4 protein-coding genes are annotated in these 4,223 nt (G+C 58.1%); 2 read left to right on the top strand and 2 right to left on the bottom strand.

Annotated elements, in window-relative coordinates:
- Nucleotides 1–87: 87 nt before the first annotated feature.
- A complete protein-coding gene (locus FV242_RS32910) occupies nt 88–408 on the bottom strand; it encodes a hypothetical protein (protein WP_147941872.1) in 321 nt (106 codons plus the stop codon).
- A 45-nt stretch (nt 409–453) separates the two neighbouring features.
- On the bottom strand, nt 454–1,485 hold the full coding sequence (locus tag FV242_RS32905) for a transporter substrate-binding domain-containing protein (RefSeq protein WP_147941871.1): 1,032 nt from the start codon (nt 1,483–1,485) through the stop codon (nt 454–456).
- Nucleotides 1,486–1,745: 260 nt separating this feature from the next.
- Here FV242_RS32905 and FV242_RS32900 point away from each other — a divergent pair, with 260 nt between their 5' ends.
- Both FV242_RS32900 and FV242_RS32895 read left to right on the top strand, forming a co-directional pair.
- The gene (locus FV242_RS32900; RefSeq protein ID WP_147941870.1) at nt 1,746–2,645 is read left to right on the top strand and encodes a LysR family transcriptional regulator; all 900 of its coding nucleotides are present in this window, start codon (nt 1,746–1,748) and stop codon (nt 2,643–2,645) included.
- A 560-nt stretch (nt 2,646–3,205) separates the two neighbouring features.
- A complete protein-coding gene (locus FV242_RS32895; RefSeq protein WP_147941869.1) occupies nt 3,206–3,706 on the top strand; it encodes an IS110 family transposase in 501 nt (166 codons plus the stop codon).
- Nucleotides 3,707–4,223: the final 517 nt, after the last annotated feature.

The raw sequence follows: 4,223 nt of genomic DNA, 5'->3' as shown, positions 1-4,223 counted from the left end.
ATCCGGACGCTGCAGCCGCAGCACCAGTTCGATCAACTCCTCGCGGCTCAGCCGCTCAAGATCGGTACGAACCATCCCACGAGGGAATCAGCGAAACCCAACCCGCGCAAGGGGGTGGGTAATTACGGAGGAGAAGCTCTCGAACGTAGGCAGCCACCCGTGCCAGGCGAATGTCCACCCTTCACTGAGATCCACGCCAGCGCTATTCCACAGGAAGTCGAACGAGAAGTAGATACCCTTACGGGCCAGCGCTGCGTGGACGGCCCAGCCGAACCACAGGACGAACCCGACGGCCGCTCCAAGGGCGGCGGCGTTGAAGGCCCACCGCCGCACCGGCTTCCGGGCAAGCGGCTTGACCGGAGCGCCCGGATAGCCGGCATCGGGATCGTCTATCCGTAAGACTGTCATCGCACGCCCCGTCGAAACACGCCACAGGCGGAGTGGACATTCGGCTCAGTTCCAGGTCGGCGAGTACACGGCGCCGCCTTTGGTCCAAGACGCGTTAGGCGTGCCCTCACGTTCGATGTGGAATGGCGTTTTCGGGCCAAGGTTACGATCGTAGATCTCGCCGTAATTTCCGACTGCGCGGACCATGTCGGCAACGAAACTATCAGATATGCCGAAATCTTTGCCGAATCCGCCATTCAAGCCCAGGAACTTCTGAACGAAGATGTCGCTGGAATTAAGTTGCTGAGGCAGGTTCTGAGAGGTGATGCCCCATTCCTCGGCCTGAAAAAGCGCATAGGTCGCCCAGCGCAGCGTGTTGCGCCACTTCGAATCGTTGGCGACGACGAAGCCGGCGAAGGGGGCTTTATCCAGAGCGTCCGGCAGGATGACAAAATCTGCAGGTTTCGCGGCATTTCCTCGCCAAGCCGCCAGTGCCGACTTATCGGTGAGAATGGCGTTGCAGCGGCCGGCATCGAGAGCGGAGAAAAGCTTCTCGAGATTCTCGAAAGTCAGAGCTTTGGCGCTCTTGAAGTTGCGTGCCTTGAACAGCCCGGACAGCGTCGATTCGGTTCCGGATCCTTGCGTAGTGCAAATAGTGGCGCCATCGAGCTCGGACAGATTTTTGACCCCGAGAGAGGTCTTTAGCATGACGCCTGTGCCATCATAAAAATTGATGGGCAAGAAGTCGATACCGACCGCCGATTCTCGGACCGGTTTCACGGTCGTGTGTGCGAAGACGACATCGACTTGGCCGGTCTGAAGGACGTTGAAGCGGCTCTTGTCCGTTACGATTACATAGTTGACCTTGTTGGCGTCGCCTAGGACGGCCGCCGCCATTGCTCGACAGAAATCTATGTCAAGACCCTCCAACTTGCCCGATTTTGTATTGAGGTATCCGAAGCCAGGAGCGGTGTTGTCGGTGCCGCAATTTAACGCGCCCCGTTTTTTTACAATCTCTATAACTGACGAAGAGGCAGAGCTGCTCCATAGTGCCGCCAAAATAAGAAATCCGGCCGCCAGGAATTGTTTAATTGACATATGAATAATCCTAGCCTGCGCCAGCCCGACATGCGAGCGCTGCGACGGTAATAGAGACCGAAGTTTTCCTTCTGGGCGAGTGGCGTGCCAAGCCGAAACCCCAGGCTCGTATTGGCAACTTTATTCTCCACCCCCGAACTCGCTGCGCTACAGGAGCAAAATTATGCATACCTTTGATCTACGTCTACTTAATTGCGCTTGACATGTGCATTAGCAAAGTTGCATGATTAAGCGTTATGCGACAATTCTGGAGCTCTCAGGTGGAATTCGCCAGACTCCGCACGTTGCGTGAGCTTTCTCTGCGAAAAACAATGGCATCGGTGGCGGATGCGCTTAGGATCTCGCCTTCTGCCGTTTCGCAGCAGATAACGATGCTTGAATCCGAGGTCGGCGTCGAACTCGTCGAGCGCCGGGGCCGTGGCGTCCATTTGACACCGGCAGGGGAATGCTTGGTCGCTCATGCCGGGCGGGTCATGGCTGTCCTGCAGGAGGCCAAAACCGATCTTGCTGAACTAAAGCGCGTCGTCGCTGGCGAGTTGCGCATTGCCGCGTTCCCGTCCGTCGCCGCGTCCCTAATCCCGCCGACCATGATCGCTCTGGCGCAGGCTTACCCAGCACTGCAAACGACGTTCGTGGAGATGGAGCCGATGGAAGGACTTGCGGCTCTGCGCGCTTGGCAGACCGATGTCGCGCTGGTCGACGACCTCACCACGAGCGGGCACCCCCCCGAGCTTGGCATCGAGACCATCCACATCCTTAATGACGATCTCTACGTCCTGATGACGGCGTCGAATCCCCTTGCGAGCCGATCCTTCGTGACCTTATCGGATCTCCGGGACCAGCGATGGGCTCTCGACACAACCGCCGATGACTATTCAGGCGTTCTGACGCGCGCCTGCCGTGAAACGGGCTTCGACCCAATCCTCAACGGGAGCTGCCAAGGTTTCGAGGTCGTCCACGCGATGGTAGCAGCCGGATGCTCAATCACGATCCAGCCCGGCCTACGTGTCCTCAGGAACCCGACAGGACTTTGTATAAAAGAGCTGCGACCGACGATCCGTCGAAAGATCGCTGTTGCTTATCGGAAGAGTGAAATACGAATTCCGGCTGTCAAAATCTTTGTGAACGAGATTAAAGAAGTCGCCCTCAAGCTGAGGTAAAACGTGCAGAATTATTCTTGATCGTGGCAAATTGATCTGCTCTCGCACGATAGTTTGACTCGAAGATCAGCAAATTGTCACTGGCCCGGAAACCATATCGCGGGGCGGGCTCCTTCACTCAGAGTGAATCAATAGTTCTCCGCATTCGTCATGGGTTGCCAACCGCCGTGATGTTCAGAGACTGATTTATTTGACACAAAGAAGAGTTTTAAATTCGCGCTCGATTCATCCACGTAGGGTCAGCGGCGTGTCGCTCCGAGAACAGCTTAGCGTCCACTTTGGAACAGTCGGTTTCTTGCGCGTGTTGTCAGGTACGGGCGCAAAGCCGTGGACTGTCGTGATACGAGAGAACGTCCCGTTTTACCAAATGACCCCGGAAGCAAACGGGCAGGAAACCGCCCCGCGCCGAAGTTGCCGTATGCCGACGAATGACCGCATATGGAAAGCGTACATTGCGATCCGAGCGGCCGGGTTGGGTCATTTCCGGAACAACCGCTTCCCGATGCTGCGCCGCGAACGGATTGTCATCCTCGGAGAGATTGTTCGCATAATGCGCGCTTATGGATCTGGCCGATCACATCGAAGCGTTGAGCGAGCGCCTTCACCGCTTGGACCGCGAGATTGTAGCCCAGTCACGGGAGAACGCGGATCTCCGGAGGTTGACGGCGATCCCTGGTCTCGGACCCATCTCGGCCGCGTCGCTGAAGGCCCTCGTCCCTGATCCGAGTGGGTTCGTCTCGGGACGGCACTTCGCAGCTTGGCTTGGTCTGACACCGCGCGCTCATTCCAGCGGAGGCAAGGAGGGTCTGGGCCGGATCTCGAAAATGGGCAATCCGACCTTGCGAACCTTGCCGATCCTGAGCGCGACCACAATCCTGCGCCAAGCGCGCAATGGCGGCAAATCTCCGCCGTGGTTGCAGGCGCTCTTGTCGCGTCGTCCTCCGAAGGTCGCCGCCGTTGCGCTGGCCAACAAGACGGCGCGCATCGTCTGGGCCCTCCTTACAAAAGGTAGCCATCATCGGAAACCTGTTATCGCTACATTGAGCGCAATGGGCGCGTGACGGCAGAGACCAGACATAGCTGACCCGCGGACCGGTGCCTGGCAGGGGCAGGGTGTGCAGCAGCAGCGATGAGACCCGACGGGACGTCACTCCGAAGTGAGACAGGCCTTCAAAGCCGATGCGCCTCCGAGCGTGCAGATATGATCTGCCACTCACCTCGCGGACTCCATCGAGGCCAGCCGGTCCATGACCGCGCCCAAAGGCCGGACATATGACTGCACCGTTTTCGGTGGGGGATCTGTTGCTGAGCGCTCTTGTCCGCAGGGCCGTTCCACATAGGGCTTCGAGCCATGTGGAGGATGCTGTCCTGGGACGAAAGAAGCATACGGCTGAAGAGAGTGTTGCCAAGCTTCGCCAAGTCGGTGTTCTAGTCTCGCAAGGACGCAAGGTCGTGCGCATCCGGCGAAGGCCGCCTTGTTTGGAGGTTTATCGGCGTCCAGCTTTTCGGTGATCTGATCCGGCATCGGTGCTGGCATCGGTGCTGGAGATGCTCGGATGGACGATGCGACCTACGTCC

This window comes from Methylobacterium sp. WL64, from assembly GCF_008039945.1.
Taxonomy (GTDB): Bacteria; Pseudomonadota; Alphaproteobacteria; order Rhizobiales; family Beijerinckiaceae; genus Methylobacterium.
This window is presented reverse-complemented; position numbering and strand designations above follow the sequence as displayed.

Excerpts from the sequence above, each read along its gene's own strand:
- FV242_RS32910 (WP_147941872.1), bottom strand. The coding sequence starts at position 408 with ATGACAGTCTTACGGATAGACGATCCCGATGCCGGCTATCCGGGCGCT.
- FV242_RS32895 (WP_147941869.1), top strand. The coding sequence starts at position 3,206 with ATGGATCTGGCCGATCACATCGAAGCGTTGAGCGAGCGCCTTCACCGC.
- FV242_RS32905 (WP_147941871.1), bottom strand. The coding sequence starts at position 1,485 with ATGTCAATTAAACAATTCCTGGCGGCCGGATTTCTTATTTTGGCGGCA.